We start from the raw sequence: 17320 nt of genomic DNA, 5'->3' as shown, positions 1-17320 counted from the left end.
CGCAGTAGCGAACGAAAGGCCAGCAGAGTGATCAAGCATCTGCTCTCCGGCGGGGACCTGGACGCCGACACCGCCACCGAGATCCTGGACACCGCCGCCGAGATGGCCACCGTCGCCGGCCGGGAGATCAAGAAGCTTCCCGCGCTGCGCGGACGGACAGTGGTGAACCTCTTCTACGAGGACTCCACGCGTACCCGCATCTCCTTCGAGGCGGCGGCGAAGCGGCTCAGCGCCGACGTGATCAACTTTTCCGCGAAGGGTTCCAGCGTCACCAAGGGTGAGAGTCTGAAGGACACCGCGTTGACCCTCCAGGCGATGGGCGCGGACGCCGTCGTCATCCGACACCCCGCATCCGGCGCGCCGCACCGCCTGGCCAACTGGGTGGACGGGTCGGTCGTCAACGCCGGCGACGGCACCCACGAGCACCCCACTCAGGCGCTGCTGGACGCGTACACCATGCGGGCCCGGCTGGGCCGGCTCGCCGGCCTGTCGGTAGCGGTGGTCGGGGACGTGCTGCACTCCCGGGTGGCCCGCTCCAACGTGCTGCTGCTCTCCACCCTCGGCGCCAAGGTCACCCTGGTCGGACCGCCGACCCTCATCCCGGTCAACATCGCGGGCGCCCTCGCGCCCGGCACCGACGTCTCCTACGACCTCGACTCCGTCCTGCCGAACGTGGACGTGGTGATGATGCTGCGCGTGCAGCGGGAGCGGATGAACGACTCCTACTTCCCCTCCGCACGCGAGTACGCCCGCCGCTACGGGCTGGACGGGCCGCGGATGCGCCGGCTGCCCGAGCACGCGATCGTCATGCACCCCGGCCCGATGAACCGGGGGATGGAGATCACCCCCGAGGTCGCCGACTCACCCCGCTCCACCATCGTCGAACAGGTCACCAACGGGGTCTCCGTGCGGATGGCTGTCCTTTACCTGCTGCTCGGAGGGAACAACCGGTGACCGCGTACCTGATCACCAGCGTGAGTGTCGTCGGCGCCGCGCCGACCGACCTGCTGATCCGCGACGGCGTGATCGCCGAGGTCGGTCCCGGCCTGACCGCGCCGGACGCCACAGTCGTCGACGGCACCGGCCTGGTCGCCCTGCCCGGCCTCGTCGACCTGCACACCCACCTGCGCGAGCCCGGTCGGGAGGACGCCGAGACCGTCGAGTCCGGTTCCCGGGCGGCGGCTCTGGGCGGCTACACGGCGGTCTGCGCGATGGCCAACACCTCCCCGGTGGCGGACACCGCCGGTGTTGTCGAGCAGGTCTGGCGGCTCGGCCGCGAGGCCGGCCTGGTCGACGTGCAGCCGATCGGCGCTGTCACCGTCGGGCTGGCCGGCGAGCGGTTGGCCGAGCTGGGCGCGATGGCCGACTCCGCGGCCCGGGTGCGGATCTTCTCCGACGACGGGCACTGCGTCGCCGACCCGAAGTTGATGCGCCGAGCCCTGGAGTACGTCAAGGCGTTCGACGGGATCATCGCCCAGCACGCCGAGGAGCCCCGGCTCACCGAGGGCGCCCAGATGCACGAGGGCGAGGTCTCCACCCGGCTCGGCCTGATCGGCTGGCCGGCGGTCGCCGAGGAGGCGATCATCGCCCGGGACGTGCTGCTCGCCGAGCACGTGGGCAGCCGACTGCACGTCTGCCACGTCTCCACCGCCGGCAGCGTCGAGGTGCTGCGCCAGGCAAAGGCGCGCGGGGTACGCGTGACCGCCGAGGTCACCCCGCACCACCTGCTGCTCACCGACGAACGGGCGGAAACCTACGACCCGGTCTACAAGGTGAACCCGCCGCTGCGCACCGCCGCGGACATCGCCGCGCTGCGTGCCGCCCTCGCCGACGGGGTGATCGACGTGATCGCCACCGACCACGCCCCGCACGCGGTGGAGGACAAGGAGTGCGAGTGGGCGTACGCCCGACCGGGGATGCTCGGTCTGGAGACGGCCCTCTCCATCGCGCTGGACGTGCTCGGCCCCGAGTGGGACCTGATCGCCGAGCGGATGTCGCGCACCCCCGCACGGATCGCCGGCCTCACCGGGCACGGCGTCGACCCCGCGCCGGGTGTCCCGGCCAACCTGACCCTGATCGACCCGGCCGCCCACCGCACCATCGAGCCGGCGGAGCTGGCCAGTCGCAGTCGCAACACCCCGTACGCCCGCATGACGCTGCCAGGTCGCATCGTGGCGACCTTCCTGCGCGGCGAGCCGACGGTCCTGGACGGAAAGGCTGTCAAGTAATGGTCAAGCGCAGACCCGCAATCCTGGTGCTGGAGGATGGGCGCACGTTCCCCGGCGAGGCGTACGGCAGCGTCGGAGAGACCTTCGGCGAGGCGGTCTTCAACACCGGCATGACCGGTTATCAGGAGACCCTGACCGACCCGTCGTATCACCGTCAGGTGGTGGTGCAGACCGCGCCGCACATCGGCAACACCGGCGTCAACGGCGAGGACGACGAGTCCGGTCGGATCTGGGTGGCCGGCTACGTCGTGCGCGACCCGGCCCGGATCGGCTCGAACTGGCGGGCCACCGGTGGTCTCGAGGACCGCCTCGCCACCGAGGGCGTGGTGGGCATCAGTGGCGTGGACACCCGGGCGCTGACCCGGCACCTGCGCGAGCGGGGCGCGATGCGGGTGGGCATCTCCAGCATCGACAACGACCCGCAGAGCCTGCTGGCCCGGGTCCGCCAGGCGCCGCAGATGGTCGGCGCGGACCTGTCCGCCGAGGTGAGCACCGCCGAGCCGTACACCGTCGAGGCCCTGGGCGAGCACCGGTTCACGGTGGCCGCCCTGGACCTGGGCATCAAGCGCAACGTGCCGCGTCGGCTGGCCACCCGCGGGGTGACCACCCACGTGCTGCCGGCGTCGTCGAGCATCGAGCAGATGCTCGCCACCGGCGCCGACGCGATCTTCCTCTCGCCCGGCCCGGGCGACCCGGCCACCGCCGACGCCCCGGTGGAGCTGGCCCGGGAGGCGCTGCGGCGGGAGGTGCCGCTGTTCGGCATCTGCTTCGGCAGCCAGATCCTCGGTCGGGCGCTCGGCTTCGGCACCTACAAGCTGGGCTACGGCCACCGGGGGATCAACCAGCCGGTGCTCGACCGGGTCACCGGCAAGGTCGAGGTGACCAGCCACAACCACGGCTTCGCGGTGCAGGTCCCCGGCTCGGGCAACGGCGCGGTCGTCCCCGACCAGGTGATCGACACCGACTTCGGTGGCGTACGGGTGTCGCACGTCTGCCTCAATGACAACGTGGTCGAGGGGCTGCGGGCCGTGGACCTGCCCGCGTTCACCGTCCAGTACCACCCGGAGGCGGCGGCCGGTCCGCACGACGCGGACTACCTCTTCGACCGATTCGCCGATCTCATCGAGGGCCGGACCCACAGCAGGGGGCGCAGCAATGCCTAAGCGGACCGATCTCAAGCACATCCTCGTGATCGGCTCCGGGCCGATCGTCATCGGGCAGGCCTGCGAGTTCGACTACTCCGGCACCCAGGCGTGCCGGGTGCTGCGCAGCGAGGGGATCCGGGTCAGCCTGGTCAACTCCAACCCGGCGACCATCATGACGGACCCGGAGTTCGCCGACGCGACGTACGTCGAGCCGATCACCCCGGAGTTCGTGGAGCTGGTCATCGCCAAGGAGCGCCCGGACGCGATCCTCGCGACCCTCGGTGGGCAGACCGCGCTGAACACGGCCGTCGCCCTGCACGAGGCCGGCGTCCTGGAGAAGTACGGCGTGGAGCTGATCGGCGCGAACATCGACGCCATCAACCGCGGCGAGGACCGGCAGCTGTTCAAGGAGATCGTGGCGAAGGCCGGCGTACGGCTGGGCGTCGACGACCCGACCGGGTTGGTGCCCCGCTCGCGGGTCTGCCACTCCATGGACGAGGTCGAGGCGACAGTCGCCGAGCTGGGCCTGCCGGTGGTGATCCGGCCGTCGTTCACCATGGGTGGCCTGGGCTCCGGCATGGCGCACACCCCGGAGGACCTGGCCCGCATCGCCGGCGACGGCCTGTCCGCCAGCCCGGTGCACGAGGTGCTCATCGAGGAGAGCGTGCTCGGCTGGAAGGAGTACGAGCTCGAGCTGATGCGCGACCGGCACGACAACGTGGTGGTGGTCTGCTCGATCGAGAACATCGACCCGATGGGTGTGCACACCGGCGACAGCGTCACAGTGGCCCCGGCCATGACGCTCACCGACCGGGAGTACCAGCGCCTGCGTGACCTGGGCATCGCCGTGCTGCGCGAGGTCGGGGTGGACACCGGCGGCTGCAACATCCAGTTCGCGGTCAACCCGGTCGACGGCCGGATCGTCGTGATCGAGATGAACCCCCGGGTGTCGCGGTCCTCGGCGCTGGCCTCCAAGGCGACCGGCTTCCCGATCGCGAAGATCGCCGCGAAGCTGGCCATCGGCTACACCCTCGACGAGATCCCCAACGACATCACCCTGAAGACCCCGGCGGCGTTCGAGCCGACCCTCGACTACGTGGTGGTGAAGATCCCCCGGTTCGCGTTCGAGAAGTTCCCCGGCGCCGACCCGGAGCTGACCACCACGATGAAATCGGTGGGCGAGGCGATGAGCCTCGGGCGCAACTTCACCGAGGCGCTGAACAAGGCGATGCGCTCGATGGAAACGAAGGCCGCCGGTTTCTGGACCGTGCCGGACCCGGCCGGTGTCACGCTCGCGGACACTCTCGCCGCGTTGCGGATCCCGCACGACGGCCGGCTGTACACCGTCGAGCGGGCGCTGCGCCTCGGCGCGTCGATCGCCGAGGTCGCCGAGGCCTCCGGCGGGATCGACCCGTGGTTCCTGGACCAGATCGCCGCCCTGATCGAGCTGCGTACGGAGATCGTGGACGCGCCGGTGCTCGACGCCGACCTGCTGCGGGTGGCGAAGCGGGCCGGTCTGTCCGACCGGCAGCTCGCCGCGCTGCGCCCGGAGTTGGCCGCCGAGGACGGCGTACGGACCCTGCGCCACCGCTTGGACGTGCGCCCGGTCTACAAGACGGTGGACACCTGCGCGGCCGAGTTCGAGGCGACCACGCCGTACCACTACTCGACGTACGACCTGGAGACCGAGGTCGTGCCGTCGGACCGGCCGAAGGTGCTGATCCTGGGCTCCGGCCCGAACCGGATCGGGCAGGGCATCGAGTTCGACTACTCCTGCGTGCACGCGGTGCAGGCGCTGCGGTCGGCCGGCTACGAGACGGTCATGGTCAACTGCAACCCGGAGACGGTCTCCACCGACTACGACACCGCCGACCGGCTCTACTTCGAGCCGCTGACCTTCGAGGACGTCCTGGAGGTCTGGCACGCGGAGGACTCGTCCGGCCGGGCGGCCGGCGGGCCGGGCGTGGTCGGGGTGGTCGTCCAGCTCGGCGGGCAGACCCCGCTGGGGTTGGCGCAGCGGCTCAAGAACGCCGGTGTGCCGATCGTCGGCACCTCCCCGGAGTCGATCCACCTGGCCGAGGAGCGCGGCGCGTTCGGCGCGGTGCTGGCCCGCGCCGGACTGCGCGCGCCTGCGCACGGCATGGCCACCTCGTACGACGAGGCCAAGGCGATCGCCGACGAGATCGGCTACCCGGTGCTGGTCCGGCCGTCGTACGTGCTGGGCGGGCGGGGCATGGAGATCGTCTACGACGACCCGACACTGCGCGACTACATCGGCCGGGCCACCGACATCTCCCCGGACCACCCGGTGCTGGTGGACCGGTTCCTCGACGACGCCATCGAGATCGACGTGGACGCGCTGTGCGACGCCGACGGCGAGGTCTACATCGGCGGCGTGATGGAGCACATCGAGGAGGCGGGCATCCACTCCGGCGACTCGTCCTGTGCGCTCCCGCCGATCACCCTCGCGGGCTCGCACCTGGTCGAGGTCCGCCGCTACACCGAGGCCATCGCGCGTGGCGTCGGGGTCCGTGGCCTGCTCAACGTGCAGTACGCCCTCAAGGACGACGTGCTCTACGTGCTGGAGGCCAACCCGCGCGCGTCGCGGACCGTCCCGTTCGTCTCCAAGGCCACGGCGGTGCCGCTGGCCAAGGCGGCGGCCCGGATCGCGCTCGGGGCGAGCATCGCCGAGCTGCGCGCCGAGGGCCTGCTGCCGGCGACGGGGGACGGGGGCACGATGCCCGCCGACGCGCCGGTCGCGGTCAAGGAGGCGGTGCTGCCGTTCAAGCGTTTCCGGACCCGCGCGGGCAAGGGGATCGACTCGCTGCTCGGGCCGGAGATGAAGTCGACCGGCGAGGTGATGGGCATCGACACCAACTTCGGGTACGCCTTCGCCAAGAGCCAGTCGGCCGCGTACGGGTCGCTGCCGACCGCCGGGAAGATCTTCGTCTCGGTGGCCAACCGGGACAAGCGCGGCATGATCTTCCCGATCAAGCGGCTGGCCGATCTGGGCTTCGAGATCGTCGCCACCGCCGGCACGGCCGAGGTGCTGCGCCGGCACGGCATCGCCTGTGAGCAGATCCGTAAGCACTACCAGGCCGGTGCGGGCGACGACGCGGTGTCGTTGATCGGCGGCGGCCACGTCGCACTGGTGATCAACACGCCGCAGGGCTCGGGTGCCAGCGCCCGATCCGACGGCTACGAGATCCGCAGCGCGGCCGTCACCGCTGACATCCCCTGCATCACCACGGTCCCCGGCGCCGCCGCGGCGGTGATGGGCATCGAGGCGCGGATCCGCGGCGACATGCAGGTCCGCCCCCTTCAGGACCTGCACGCCATCCTGCGGGCGGCCCAGTGACAGTGTTCGAGCAGGCGGTACGGCCGTTGTTGTTCCGGCTCGGGGGCGGGGACGCCGAGGCGGCGCACGAGTGGACGTTGCGGCGGTTGGCGGCCCTGTCGCGGCGGCCGGCGGCGCTCGCCGCGCTGCGGGCCCGGTACGCGGTCGACGCGCCGCGCACGGTGTTCGGGGTGCGGTTCCCCAACCCGGTCGGGTTGGCCGCCGGTATGGACAAGGACGGCGCGGCGCTGCCGGCCTGGCCGGCGCTCGGCTTCGGTTTCGTGGAGGTCGGCACCGTCACCGCGCACGCCCAGCCGGGCAACCCCCGGCCGCGGCTGTTCCGGCTGCCGGCCAGCGAGGCGGTGGTCAACCGGATGGGCTTCAACAACGCCGGGGCCGCCGCGCTGGCCGCCCGGTTGGCGGCGCTGCCGCGCCCGCTCGGGGTGCCGCTGGGCATCTCGCTGGGCAAGTCCAAGGTGACACCGCTGGACGAGGCGGTCGAGGACTACCTCGCCTCGTACCGGGCGTTGCGCGGGCACGGCGACTACTTCGCGGTGAACGTGTCCTCACCGAACACCCCGGGTCTGCGGTCCTTGCAGGACCGTGGCCACCTGGACGCGCTGCTCGGCGCGCTGGTGGGGGAGAAGCCGGTGCTGGTCAAGATCGCACCAGACCTGACCGAGGCGGCGATCGCCGAGCTGCTGGAGGTCTGCCTGGCCCGGGGCGCCGCCGGGGTGATCGCCACCAACACCACGCTGTCCCGGGACGGGCTGGCCGACGTCGACGTCGAGCGTGGCGGGCAGGCCGGTGGCCTCTCCGGTCGGCCGCTCACCGGGCGGGCCCGCGACGTGGTCGCGTTCGTCCACTCCGAGACCGGCGGCCGGCTGCCGATCGTCGGCGTCGGCGGGGTGCTGGACCCGGACGACGCGGCGCGGATGTTCGATGCCGGCGCCGCCCTGGTGCAGCTCTACACAGGCTTCATCTACCGTGGACCGGCCCTGGTCCGCGCCGCCGCCCGCGCGGCGGCCGCAACGGCGGCACCGGACGCGGTCGCCGGGCGGTGACCGCGCCGGCCCGGTGCTCGCCCGGCCTCGCGTCGGGCGGGCCCGCGTCGGCTCGCCGCCGAACCGGCTGCGCGCCCGGGAGGCGATCCTCGTTGCTGGCCTTCGGCTCTGCTTCAACCCACGCAGCGGCCGACGGTGGCGCAGGGATGACCCGGCTCGGCTGTGGGACGTCCGCCGCCCGGCCCGTCAGTGTCTGGAAGGAGTACCCGTGACACCCGAGGAGATCCTGGCCTTCGACCGGGCGCACGTCTGGCACCCGTACGCCGCGCTGCCGCCGGCCAACCCGCCGTACGTGGTGCGCGGCGCCGAGGGGGTACGGCTCACCCTGGCCGACGGGCGGGAGTTGGTGGACGGCATGTCGTCCTGGTGGGCGGCGATCCACGGGTACCGGCACCCGGTGCTGGACGCGGCGGTGACCGATCAGCTGGGCCGGATGAGCCACGTGATGTTCGGCGGGCTCACCCACGAGCCGGCGGTGCAGCTGGCCCGGACCCTGGTCGAGCTGACCCCGGACGGCCTGGAGCACGTGTTCCTGGCCGACTCCGGCTCGGTCAGCGTCGAGGTGGCGGTGAAGATGTGCCTGCAGTACCAGCGGGCCGTCGGGCGGCCCCAGCGGCGCCGGCTGGCGACCTGGCGGGGCGGCTACCACGGCGACACCTTCCATCCGATGAGCGTCTGCGACCCGGAGGGCGGGATGCACCACCTGTGGGGCGACGTGCTGCCCCGGCAGGTGTTCGCCCCGGTGCCGCCGGGCGGTTTCACCGATCCGCCCGACGACGCGTACGTGGCGGCGCTGGTGGAGACGGTCGAGCGGCACGCCGACGAGGTGGCCGCCGTGATCGTCGAGCCCGTCGTCCAGGGGGCCGGCGGGATGCGCTTCCACCATCCGGGTTACCTGCGGGTGCTGCGCGAGGTGACCCGGGCGCACGGAATTCTGCTGATCTTCGACGAGATCGCCACCGGGTTCGGCCGTACCGGCGAGATGTTCGCCGCCGAGCACGCCGCTGTGACCCCGGACGTGCTCTGTGTGGGCAAGGCGCTGACCGGGGGGTACCTGACCCTCGCGGCGACGGTGTGCACCGCTGAGGTCGCCCGGGGCATCTCGGCGACCGGCGTGCTGGCGCACGGGCCCACGTTCATGGGTAACCCGTTGGCCTGCGCGGTGGCGAACGCCTCCATCGGGCTGCTGCGGGCCGGAGACTGGGCCGGCCAGGTCGCCAGGGTCGGCGCCGGCCTGCGCGCCGGTCTGGAGCCCCTGCGCGGCACGCCGGGCGTGGCCGACGTACGGGTCCTCGGCGCGATCGGCGTGGTCCAGCTCGATCACGAGGTCGACCTCGGCGCGGCGACCGCCGCCGCTGTCGCCCAGGGGGTGTGGCTGCGTCCGTTCCGCGACCTGATCTACACGATGCCGCCGTACGTCACCGACGACGTCGACCTGGCCCGGATCGCGACCGGGGTGGCGGCGGCGGTGGCGGCCGGCTGAGTCGGCCCGGCCACCGGGTCGACGGGTTACCCGGGCGGGTCGGCCGTCCGGACGAGAAGAGGGGAACACTCCGATGGAGAGCTTCGGTACCCGGCTGCACCGGGCGATCACCGAGCGGGGCCCACTCTGTGTGGGCATCGACCCGCATCCCGGTCTGCTGGCTCAGTGGGGCCTCCCGGACGACGTTCAGGGGCTCGACCGGTTCAGCCGGATCGTGGTGGAAGCCCTCGGTGACCGGGTTGCGGTAGTCAAGCCTCAGTCGGCCTTTTTCGAGCGGTTCGGGTCCCGAGGTGTGGCGATTCTTGAGTCAACTATCCGACAGTTACGGGATGCCAACTCGCTCGTTCTGCTCGACGTCAAGCGCGGCGACATCGGCTCGACGGTGAGCGCGTACGCCGCCGCGTACCTTGATCCATCCAGCCCTGTGTATGTCGACGCGGTCACCGCGAGCCCCTACCTCGGGGTCGGTTCGCTGGCGCCGATGTTCGAACTGGCCGCCGAGCACGGCGGCGGGGTGTTCGTGCTGGCCCTCACCTCCAACCCCGAGGGCGCGGCCGTGCAGCGGGCCGTCACGGCGGACGGCCGCACCGTGGCGCAAACCGTGATCGACGAGATTTCCCAGCTCAACAGGGGTGCGTCACCGCTCGGGAGCTTCGGTCTGGTGGTCGGCGCGACCATCGGTGACACCGGTCACGACCTCTCCGGTGTGGGTGGCCCACTGCTCGCTCCGGGGCTCGGCGCGCAGGGTGCCGGCGCAGCCGATCTGCGTACCGTCTTCGGTTCGAGCCTCGCCTCGGTGCTCCCGTCGTACTCCCGGGAAGTGCTTTCGGCAGGCCCCGATGTGGCCGCGCTGCGGGCCGCCGCGGACCGCGTGTTGGTCGACTGTCGGGCCGTCCTGCCTGCCCGGTGACTGACTGACGGGTCGGTCACTCTACGGTGATCATGCGGCCCCCACGTTGCCGAAAGCTCCGTTGGCCGCTAGTTTTCCCCGCGCTGGGAACCATGGACCCCTTGGTTCACAGCGACACCACGTTTCACAGATGCGGCGGTGCGCCCCGCCCGCCGCGATAGGGACCTGAGGAGAACTGGTGCCGCTCCCGTCACTGACCCCCGAACAACGCGCTGCCGCGCTCGAGAAGGCCGCGGAGATCCGCAAGGCCCGTGCTCAGCTGAAGGAGCAGCTCAAGCAGGGCAAGACCACCCTCGGTGCCGTCCTCGAGCGGGCCGAGAGCGACGACGTCGTTGGCAAGCTCAAGGTGTCGGCCGTCCTGCAGGCCATGCCGGGCATCGGCAAGATCCGGGCTACCCAGATCATGGAGAAGCTCAAGATCGCCGACAGCCGTCGCCTGCGTGGCCTCGGCGAGCAGCAGCGCAAGGCACTGCTTGGAGAGTTCGCCGCCAACTGAACCTGGCAGCGTGTAGAAACAAGCAGTGAGCACGGATGACGAGGCGCGCCCGGCGGCTCGGCTCACTGTCCTGGCTGGACCTTCGGGTTCCGGCAGGGAGAGTGTCGTCGAGCTCGTCCGGGCGCGTTCTCCGTCCGTGTGGATCCCGGTTGCGGCAACCACCAGGCCGCGCCGGGAGTCGGAGATCGACGGGGTGGACCGCGTCTTCCTCGCCCCCGCCGAGTTCGATCGACGGATCGTCGACGGCGAGCTGCTGGAGTGGTCCCGGATCGGGTCGCACCGCCGGGGCACCCCGTACCCGCCGCTGCGCGCCCGGCTCGACGCCGGGCAGCCGGTGCTGCTCCCGCTCGACCTGCGCGGCGTCCCACTGGTCCGGGCACGCCTGCCCGATGCCCGGCTGGTGTTGCTGAGCCCACCCGGGTACGCGCCCGACGCCACGGTGGCCGCCACCGTCGAGCACGCGCTGACCCACGACCACACCGAACGGGTGGTCGAGGAGCTGGTAGGCTTACTCGGTTCTTCTTATCCGGATCCGGCCTGGTCACGCGTGCGTGGCTGACGGCCGGCCGCCGTTGAGACTCAGCACCGCGTCCGCGCGGCTCGAAAGACGCAGAGGTTAATTCGTGGGATCCATCGCCAACCCCGAAGGCATCACCAACCCGCCGATCGACGAGCTCCTCGAGAAGACGACGTCGAAGTACGCGCTGGTCATCTTCGCCGCCAAGCGCGCGCGCCAGGTCAACGCCTACTACAGCCAGCTCGGTGAGGGTCTGCTGGAGTACGTCGGCCCGCTCGTCGAGACCACCCCGCAGGAGAAGCCCCTCTCCATCGCCATGCGCGAGATCAACTCGGGCCTGCTCACCGCCGAGCCGACCGACCAGCCGTAAGCCCCCGCTGGCCGATGTCCGCCTCGATCGTCCTCGGGGTCGGCGGCGGCATCGCCGCCTACAAGGCGTGCGAGCTGCTGCGACTCTTCACCGAATCGGGTCACCGGGTTCGGGTCGTGCCGACCGCGTCGGCGCTCCGCTTCGTTGGAGCGCCGACCTGGGCCGCGCTCTCCGGTCAACCGGTCGCCGACGACGTCTGGACCGACGTCCACGAGGTGCCGCACGTCCGGCTCGGTAAGCAGGCCGACCTGGTGGTGGTCGCGCCGACCACCACCGACCTGCTCGCCAAGGCCGCCCACGGCCTCGCCGACGACCTCCTGACCAACACCCTGCTGACCGCCCGCTGCCCGGTCCTGCTGGCCCCGGCCATGCACACCGAGATGTGGGAGCACCCCGCCACAGTGGCCAACGTGGCCACGTTGCGCTCCCGTGGGGTCCGGGTCATCGAGCCCGCCGTCGGCCGGCTCACCGGCGCCGACACCGGCAAGGGTCGACTGCCCGACCCGGCGGAGATCTTCGCCGTCGCCGGTCGGCTCCTGGCCCGCGGCGACTCCGCCCCCGCCGACCTGGCCGGTCGCCGGGTGGTCGTCACCGCCGGCGGCACCCGTGAGCCCCTCGACCCGGTGCGTTTCCTGGGCAACCGTTCGTCGGGCAAGCAGGGGTACGCGTTCGCCCGCGCGGCGGTCGCCCGGGGTGCCCGGGTCACACTGATCTCGGCCAACGTCGGCCTCGCGGACCCGGCCGGGGTCGACCTGATCCGGGTGGGCACCACCGCCGAGTTGCGGGAGGCGACAGTCAAGGCCGCCGTCGAGGCCGACGCGGTGGTGATGGCGGCGGCTCCGGCCGATTTCCGGCCCGCGACGTACGCGACTGGCAAAATCAAGAAGTCGGACGACGGTGTCGCACCCACCATCGAGCTCGTCACGAACCCGGACATCGCGGCGGAGCTCGGCCAGCGCAAACGACCAGGGCAGGTGCTGGTGGTGTTCGCCGCCGAGACCGGCGACGCCGAGGCCAACGGCCGGGCGAAACTCGCCCGGAAGCGGGCCGACCTGATCGTGGTCAACGAGGTCGGTCCGGACCTGGTCTTCGGCGCCGACACCAACACGGTGACGGTCATCGGCGCGGACGGCTCGGTCAGCCGGCCGCCCGAGCAGGCAAAGGAAGCCGTGGCCGACGCCGTGTGGGATCTCGTCGTGGCGCGGCTACCTGGCCGCTCCTGACGGGTGGAACAGGGCGCGACCGATCCCGACACCGGCCGCAGTGGTGATTAGACTGCCGCGGAACGACCTCATACGCTTAGGAGTGCCGTGACACGCCGTCTCTTCACGTCCGAATCGGTCACGGAAGGCCACCCGGACAAGATCGCTGACCAGATCAGCGATGGCATCCTCGACGCGCTGCTGACCGAGGATCCCCACAGCCGCGTGGCAGTGGAGACCATGATCACCACCGGTCAGGTGCACATCGCCGGTGAGGTGACCACCAAGGCGTACGCCGACATCCCGACGATCGTCCGCCGGACCATCCTCGACATCGGTTACGACTCGTCGAAGAAGGGCTTCGACGGCGCCTCCTGCGGGGTCAGCGTCTCCATCGGCGCGCAGTCCGAGGACATCGCGCAGGGTGTGGACAACGCCTTCGAGCTGCGTACCGGGGCGTCGGAGAGCGCGCTGGACGCGCAGGGCGCCGGCGACCAGGGCATGATGTTCGGCTTCGCCTGCTCGGAGACGCCCGAGCTGATGCCGCTGCCGATCGCGCTCGCGCACCGGCTGGCCCGCCGCCTCTCGGCGGTGCGCAAGGACGGCACGATCCCGTACCTGCGGCCGGACGGCAAGACCCAGGTCACCATCGAGTACGAGGGGCTGCGCCCGGTCCGGCTGAACACCGTCGTCGTGTCCAGCCAGCACGCCGCCGACATCTCGCTGGACTCGCTGCTCACCCCGGACGTGCGCGACCACGTGATCGCCCCGGAGTTGGAGAGCCTCGGCCTGGACACCGACGGCTACCGGCTGTTGGTCAACCCGACCGGCCGGTTCGAGATCGGCGGCCCGATGGGCGACGCCGGGCTGACCGGTCGCAAGATCATCGTTGACACCTACGGCGGGTACGCCCGCCACGGAGGCGGCGCGTTCTCCGGCAAGGACCCGTCGAAGGTGGACCGCTCGGCCGCGTACGCGATGCGCTGGGTGGCCAAGAACGTGGTCGCCGCCGGCCTGGCCGAGCGGTGCGAGGCGCAGGTCGCCTACGCGATCGGCAAGGCGCACCCGGTGAGCCTGTTCATCGAGACGTTCGGCACCGAGACCGTGCCCGTCTCGTCGATCGAGAAGGCCGTCACGGAGGTGTTCGACCTGCGTCCGGCCGCGATCATCCGGGACCTCAACCTGCTCCGCCCGATCTACCAGCAGACCGCCGCGTACGGCCACTTCGGCCGGGAGCTGCCGGACCTGACCTGGGAGAGCACCGACCGGGCCGCCGACCTCAAGTCGGCCGCGGGAGCCTGACCGCCACCAAGCGCAGCGACCGGCGACCCGCGGACGGGTCGCCGGTCGCGCGCGTCTGCGTGGATGTCGGACTGGCGCACCTGGACCGGCCGTTCGACTACCTGGTGCCGGCCGAGCTGGACGAGGTGGCGGTGCCCGGTACCCGGGTGAAGGTGCGCTTCGCCGGGCAACTCGTCGACGGGTGGTTGCTGTCGCGCGCCGACGACTCGGGGCACACCGGCCGCCTCGCGTACCTGGAGAAGGTGGTCTCCCCGGAGCCGGTGCTGGCCCCCGAGGTCGCCCGGCTGGCCCGGGCGGTCGCCGACCGGTACGCGGGCAGCCTCGCCGACGTGCTCCGGCTCGCCGTGCCACCCCGGCACGCGCGGGTGGAGAAGGAGCCCCACGACGAGCCACCCACCCCGGCGGCCCCCACCGGGGCGGTCGACCCGCGCGGGTGGCGCGACTACCCGACCGGCCCGGCCCTGCTGCGGGCGCTCGCCGACGGCCGGGCGCCCCGCGCGGTCTGGTCGGCGCTGCCCGGTGAGGACTGGGCGGCCCGTTACGCCGACGCGGTGGCGGCCACCGTCGCCAGTGGGCGCGGCGCGGTGGTCGTGGTGCCCGACGCGCGTGACCTCGACCGCCTCGACGCGGCGCTCACCGGCGTGCTCGGCCCGGGGCGGCACGTCAGCCTCTCCGCCGCGCTCGGCCCGGCCCGGCGGTACCGGGCGTTCCTCGCCGCTCGCCGTGGTCAGGTGCCGGTGGTGATCGGCACCCGGGCGGCGATGTTCGCCCCGGTGGCCCGGCTCGGCCTCGTCGCCGTCTGGGACGACGGTGACGACCTGCACTCCGAGCCCCGGGCGCCCTACCCGCACGCCCGCGACGTGCTGCTCACCCGCGCCCACCTCGCCGAGGCCGGCGCGCTGGTCGGGGGGTACGCCCGGACGGCCGAGGCGCAGCTGCTGGTGGAGACCGGTTGGGCCCCGGAGGTGGTCGCCGACCGGGCCACAGTGCGGGCGCGGATCCCGGCCATCGCGCCGACCGGGGACGACCCGCAACTGGCCCGCGACCCCGGGGCCGCCACCGCCCGGCTGCCCAGCCTGGCCTGGACGGCTGCCCGCGACGCGCTCCGCCAGGACCTGCCGGTGCTGGTGCAGGTGCCCCGCCGCGGCTACCTTCCGTCGATCTCCTGCGCCGAGTGCCGCACCCCGGCCCGCTGCGCGCACTGCGCCGGCCCGCTCGCGCTGCCCTCGGCCGGCGGCACCCCGGCCTGCCGGTGGTGCGCCCGGGTGGCGGCCGCGTACGCCTGCCCGGAGTGCGGTGGGCGGCGGCTGCGGGCCGCGGTGACCGGCGCCCGGCGGACCGCCGAGGAGCTGGGCCGGGCGTTCCCCGACGTGCCGGTGCGCACCTCGGGGCGCGAGGAGGTGCTGACCGACGTGCCAGGTGGCGCGGCCCTCGTGGTGGCCACCCCGGGCGCCGAGCCGGTCGCCGAGGGCGGCTACGGCGCGGTGCTGCTGCTCGACTCGTGGGCCCTGCTGACCCGGGCCGACCTGCGCGCCGGCGAGGAGGCGTTGCGCCGCTGGCTGGCGGCGGCGGCGCTGGCCCGCCCGGCGCCGGCCGGTCGGGTGGTGGTGGTCGCCGACGGCGCGCTCGCCCCCGTGCAGGCGCTGCTGCGCTGGGACGCCGGCTGGTTCGCCGGTCGGGAGCTGGCCGAGCGCCGGGAGCTGGGCTTCCCGCCGGCAGTGCGGATGGCGAGCGTCACAGGAGCGGCCGAGGCGGTGGCGGACCTGCTGGCGGCGGCGCGGCTGCCGGACGACGCCGAGGTGCTCGGGCCGGTGCCGGCCGAGGAGGGCCGGGAGCGGATGTTGGTCCGGGTGCCCCGGGCCCGGGCCGCCGCGCTCGCCGAGGCGTTGCACTCGGCCGCCGGCGTCCGGGCCGCTCGCAAGGCCGCCGATCCGGTTCGTCTCCAGGTCGATCCGCTGAGCCTGTTCTGAGGCGTTTCGGCCGGTGCCGACGGTCGCGGACCTCGCCCGCTGCCGGGGGCCCTCGCACACTGCGTCCGGCAAAGTGGTGGCGCCCGAGTGGTAGCATCGCCCGTCATGCCAAGGCGTACGACGGGCTCCAGTTCGCGAGGGGGCGTCAGCCGCGCCGAGCTGGAGCCGTCGCGGGATGGCGCGACGGACGATGGCGGGAACGCGTCGGTCGGGCGCGAGGTCGATGATGTCAATGAGCCGGTGATCAGGGGTGGACCAGTCGTGACCGTTGGACAATCGATCGTCTTCAACGGCGACCTCGGCAGCGGCAAGAGCACCGTGTCGGTCGAGATCGCCAAGCGGCTCGGCATGCGCCGGGTCAGCGTGGGGGACCTCTACCGGGAGATGGCGCAGCAGCGGCAGATGACAGCGCTGCAGCTCAACCTGCACGCCGAGCTCGACCAGGCCGTCGACGGCTACGTCGACCAGCTTCAGCGGGACATCGCCGCCTCGGGTGAGCGCCTCATCATGGACTCCCGGCTGGCCTGGCACTTCTTCACCGATGCGCTCAAGGTGCACATGATCACCGAGCCGGGCGAGGCGGCCCGCCGGGTGCTCGCCCGCCCCTCCGGGCCGGCGGAGAGCTACGCCTCCCTGGACGAGGCCAAGGCCAAGCTCCGGGAGCGCAGCGCGAGCGAGCGCAGCCGGTTCATCATCCGTTACGGGGTGGACAAGGCCCGGCTGCGCAACTATGACCTGATCTGTGACACGACCCGGGCGTCCGCCACCGAGGTGATCGAGCACATCGTGGCCGCGTACGAGGGCACGCTCGGCGCCGAGGTGCTGCGCGACGCGCCGCCGCTGCTGCTGCTGGACCCGGCCCGGGTCTACCCGACCGAGGACATCGCCACCCTGCGCGGTCTGTGGGACACCGACTTCGTCGGTGGGGTGGCCGAGGCCGGCGACGAGGCCCTCGAACCGCTGAAGATCGGGTTCACCGGCGAGTACTTCTTCGTCGTCGACGGCCACCGCCGCCTCAGCGCCGCCCTGCAGAACGGGTTCTCCCTGGTGCCCGCCCAGCTGGTCGCCGAGGTCGACGAGCCGGTAGTGGGTGGGATGACAGCGATCGACTACTTCGCCGCCCAGGTGCGCCCCGGCCTGGTCTACGACTGGGAGGCGGCTCACAAGATCCAACTGCCGCTGCCCGAGCCCGCGCTGCTCCGCGGCGACGCGGTGCTCGCGGGCGACCCCGGCGCCAGCGTCTGACCCCGGCGTGAGGCCGGGCCGACGCGCGGGGTGCGCGCGCCGGCCCGGCCA

At 72.5% G+C, this 17320-nt stretch carries 14 protein-coding genes; all 14 read left to right on the top strand.

Features of this window, described 5'->3' with window-relative positions:
- Positions 1-27: 27 nt before the first annotated feature.
- Positions 28-954: an aspartate carbamoyltransferase catalytic subunit gene (locus tag OG598_RS15325; protein ID WP_328655062.1), complete on the top strand. Its 927-nt coding sequence runs from the start codon at positions 28-30 to the stop codon at positions 952-954.
- Positions 951-2228: a dihydroorotase gene (locus OG598_RS15320; RefSeq protein WP_328655061.1), complete on the top strand. Its 1278-nt coding sequence runs from the start codon at positions 951-953 to the stop codon at positions 2226-2228. The genes OG598_RS15325 and OG598_RS15320 overlap by 4 nt, the downstream gene beginning before the upstream one ends.
- Positions 2228-3391 (top strand): glutamine-hydrolyzing carbamoyl-phosphate synthase small subunit, encoded by a 1164-nt coding sequence (gene carA / locus OG598_RS15315; RefSeq protein WP_328655060.1) that lies wholly within the window; start codon positions 2228-2230, stop codon positions 3389-3391. The genes OG598_RS15320 and carA overlap by 1 nt, the downstream gene beginning before the upstream one ends.
- Positions 3384-6731 carry a carbamoyl-phosphate synthase large subunit gene (gene carB, locus OG598_RS15310; RefSeq protein WP_328655059.1) on the top strand — a complete coding sequence of 1116 codons (3348 nt, stop codon included), beginning with the start codon at positions 3384-3386 and terminating at the stop codon, positions 6729-6731. The genes carA and carB overlap by 8 nt, the downstream gene beginning before the upstream one ends.
- The gene (locus OG598_RS15305) at positions 6728-7774 is read left to right on the top strand and encodes a quinone-dependent dihydroorotate dehydrogenase (protein ID WP_328655058.1); all 1047 of its coding nucleotides are present in this window, start codon (positions 6728-6730) and stop codon (positions 7772-7774) included. The genes carB and OG598_RS15305 overlap by 4 nt, the downstream gene beginning before the upstream one ends.
- A gap of 208 nt (positions 7775-7982) precedes the next feature.
- Positions 7983-9257 (top strand): adenosylmethionine--8-amino-7-oxononanoate transaminase, encoded by a 1275-nt coding sequence (locus OG598_RS15300; RefSeq protein WP_328655057.1) that lies wholly within the window; start codon positions 7983-7985, stop codon positions 9255-9257.
- A 73-nt stretch (positions 9258-9330) separates the two neighbouring features.
- Entirely contained in the window at positions 9331-10167 is an 837-nt protein-coding gene (pyrF, locus tag OG598_RS15295) for an orotidine-5'-phosphate decarboxylase (RefSeq protein ID WP_328655056.1), read from the top strand.
- 178 nt (positions 10168-10345) lie between these two features.
- A complete protein-coding gene (gene mihF, locus OG598_RS15290; protein ID WP_030335662.1) occupies positions 10346-10663 on the top strand; it encodes an integration host factor, actinobacterial type in 318 nt (105 codons plus the stop codon).
- Positions 10664-10688: 25 nt separating this feature from the next.
- The gene (locus tag OG598_RS15285) at positions 10689-11222 is read left to right on the top strand and encodes a guanylate kinase (RefSeq protein ID WP_124853871.1); all 534 of its coding nucleotides are present in this window, start codon (positions 10689-10691) and stop codon (positions 11220-11222) included.
- 64 nt (positions 11223-11286) lie between these two features.
- Positions 11287-11550: a DNA-directed RNA polymerase subunit omega gene (gene rpoZ, locus OG598_RS15280; protein ID WP_030335666.1), complete on the top strand. Its 264-nt coding sequence runs from the start codon at positions 11287-11289 to the stop codon at positions 11548-11550.
- A gap of 14 nt (positions 11551-11564) precedes the next feature.
- Complete coding sequence (coaBC, locus tag OG598_RS15275) at positions 11565-12773, top strand: bifunctional phosphopantothenoylcysteine decarboxylase/phosphopantothenate--cysteine ligase CoaBC (protein ID WP_328655055.1); 1209 nt, start codon at positions 11565-11567, stop codon at positions 12771-12773.
- 87 nt (positions 12774-12860) lie between these two features.
- On the top strand, positions 12861-14054 hold the full coding sequence (gene metK / locus OG598_RS15270; RefSeq protein WP_091401916.1) for a methionine adenosyltransferase: 1194 nt from the start codon (positions 12861-12863) through the stop codon (positions 14052-14054).
- Positions 14051-16024 carry a primosomal protein N' gene (locus OG598_RS15265; RefSeq protein ID WP_442931510.1) on the top strand — a complete coding sequence of 658 codons (1974 nt, stop codon included), beginning with the start codon at positions 14051-14053 and terminating at the stop codon, positions 16022-16024. The genes metK and OG598_RS15265 overlap by 4 nt, the downstream gene beginning before the upstream one ends.
- Positions 16025-16285: 261 nt before the next feature.
- Positions 16286-17269 (top strand): AAA family ATPase, encoded by a 984-nt coding sequence (locus OG598_RS15260; RefSeq protein ID WP_112604931.1) that lies wholly within the window; start codon positions 16286-16288, stop codon positions 17267-17269.
- Positions 17270-17320 lie beyond the last annotated feature (51 nt).

This window comes from Micromonospora sp. NBC_00330, assembly GCF_036136635.1.
Lineage (GTDB): Bacteria > Actinomycetota > Actinomycetes > Mycobacteriales > Micromonosporaceae > Micromonospora > Micromonospora salmantinae.
The sequence above is the reverse complement of the archived record's forward strand: the minus strand, read 5'-3'. Positions and strand labels throughout refer to the sequence as shown.

Excerpts from the sequence above, each read along its gene's own strand:
- coaBC (WP_328655055.1), top strand. The coding sequence starts at position 11,565 with ATGTCCGCCTCGATCGTCCTCGGGGTCGGCGGCGGCATCGCCGCCTAC.
- carB (WP_328655059.1), top strand. The coding sequence starts at position 3,384 with ATGCCTAAGCGGACCGATCTCAAGCACATCCTCGTGATCGGCTCCGGG.
- carA (WP_328655060.1), top strand. The coding sequence starts at position 2,228 with ATGGTCAAGCGCAGACCCGCAATCCTGGTGCTGGAGGATGGGCGCACG.
- pyrF (WP_328655056.1), top strand. The coding sequence starts at position 9,331 with ATGGAGAGCTTCGGTACCCGGCTGCACCGGGCGATCACCGAGCGGGGC.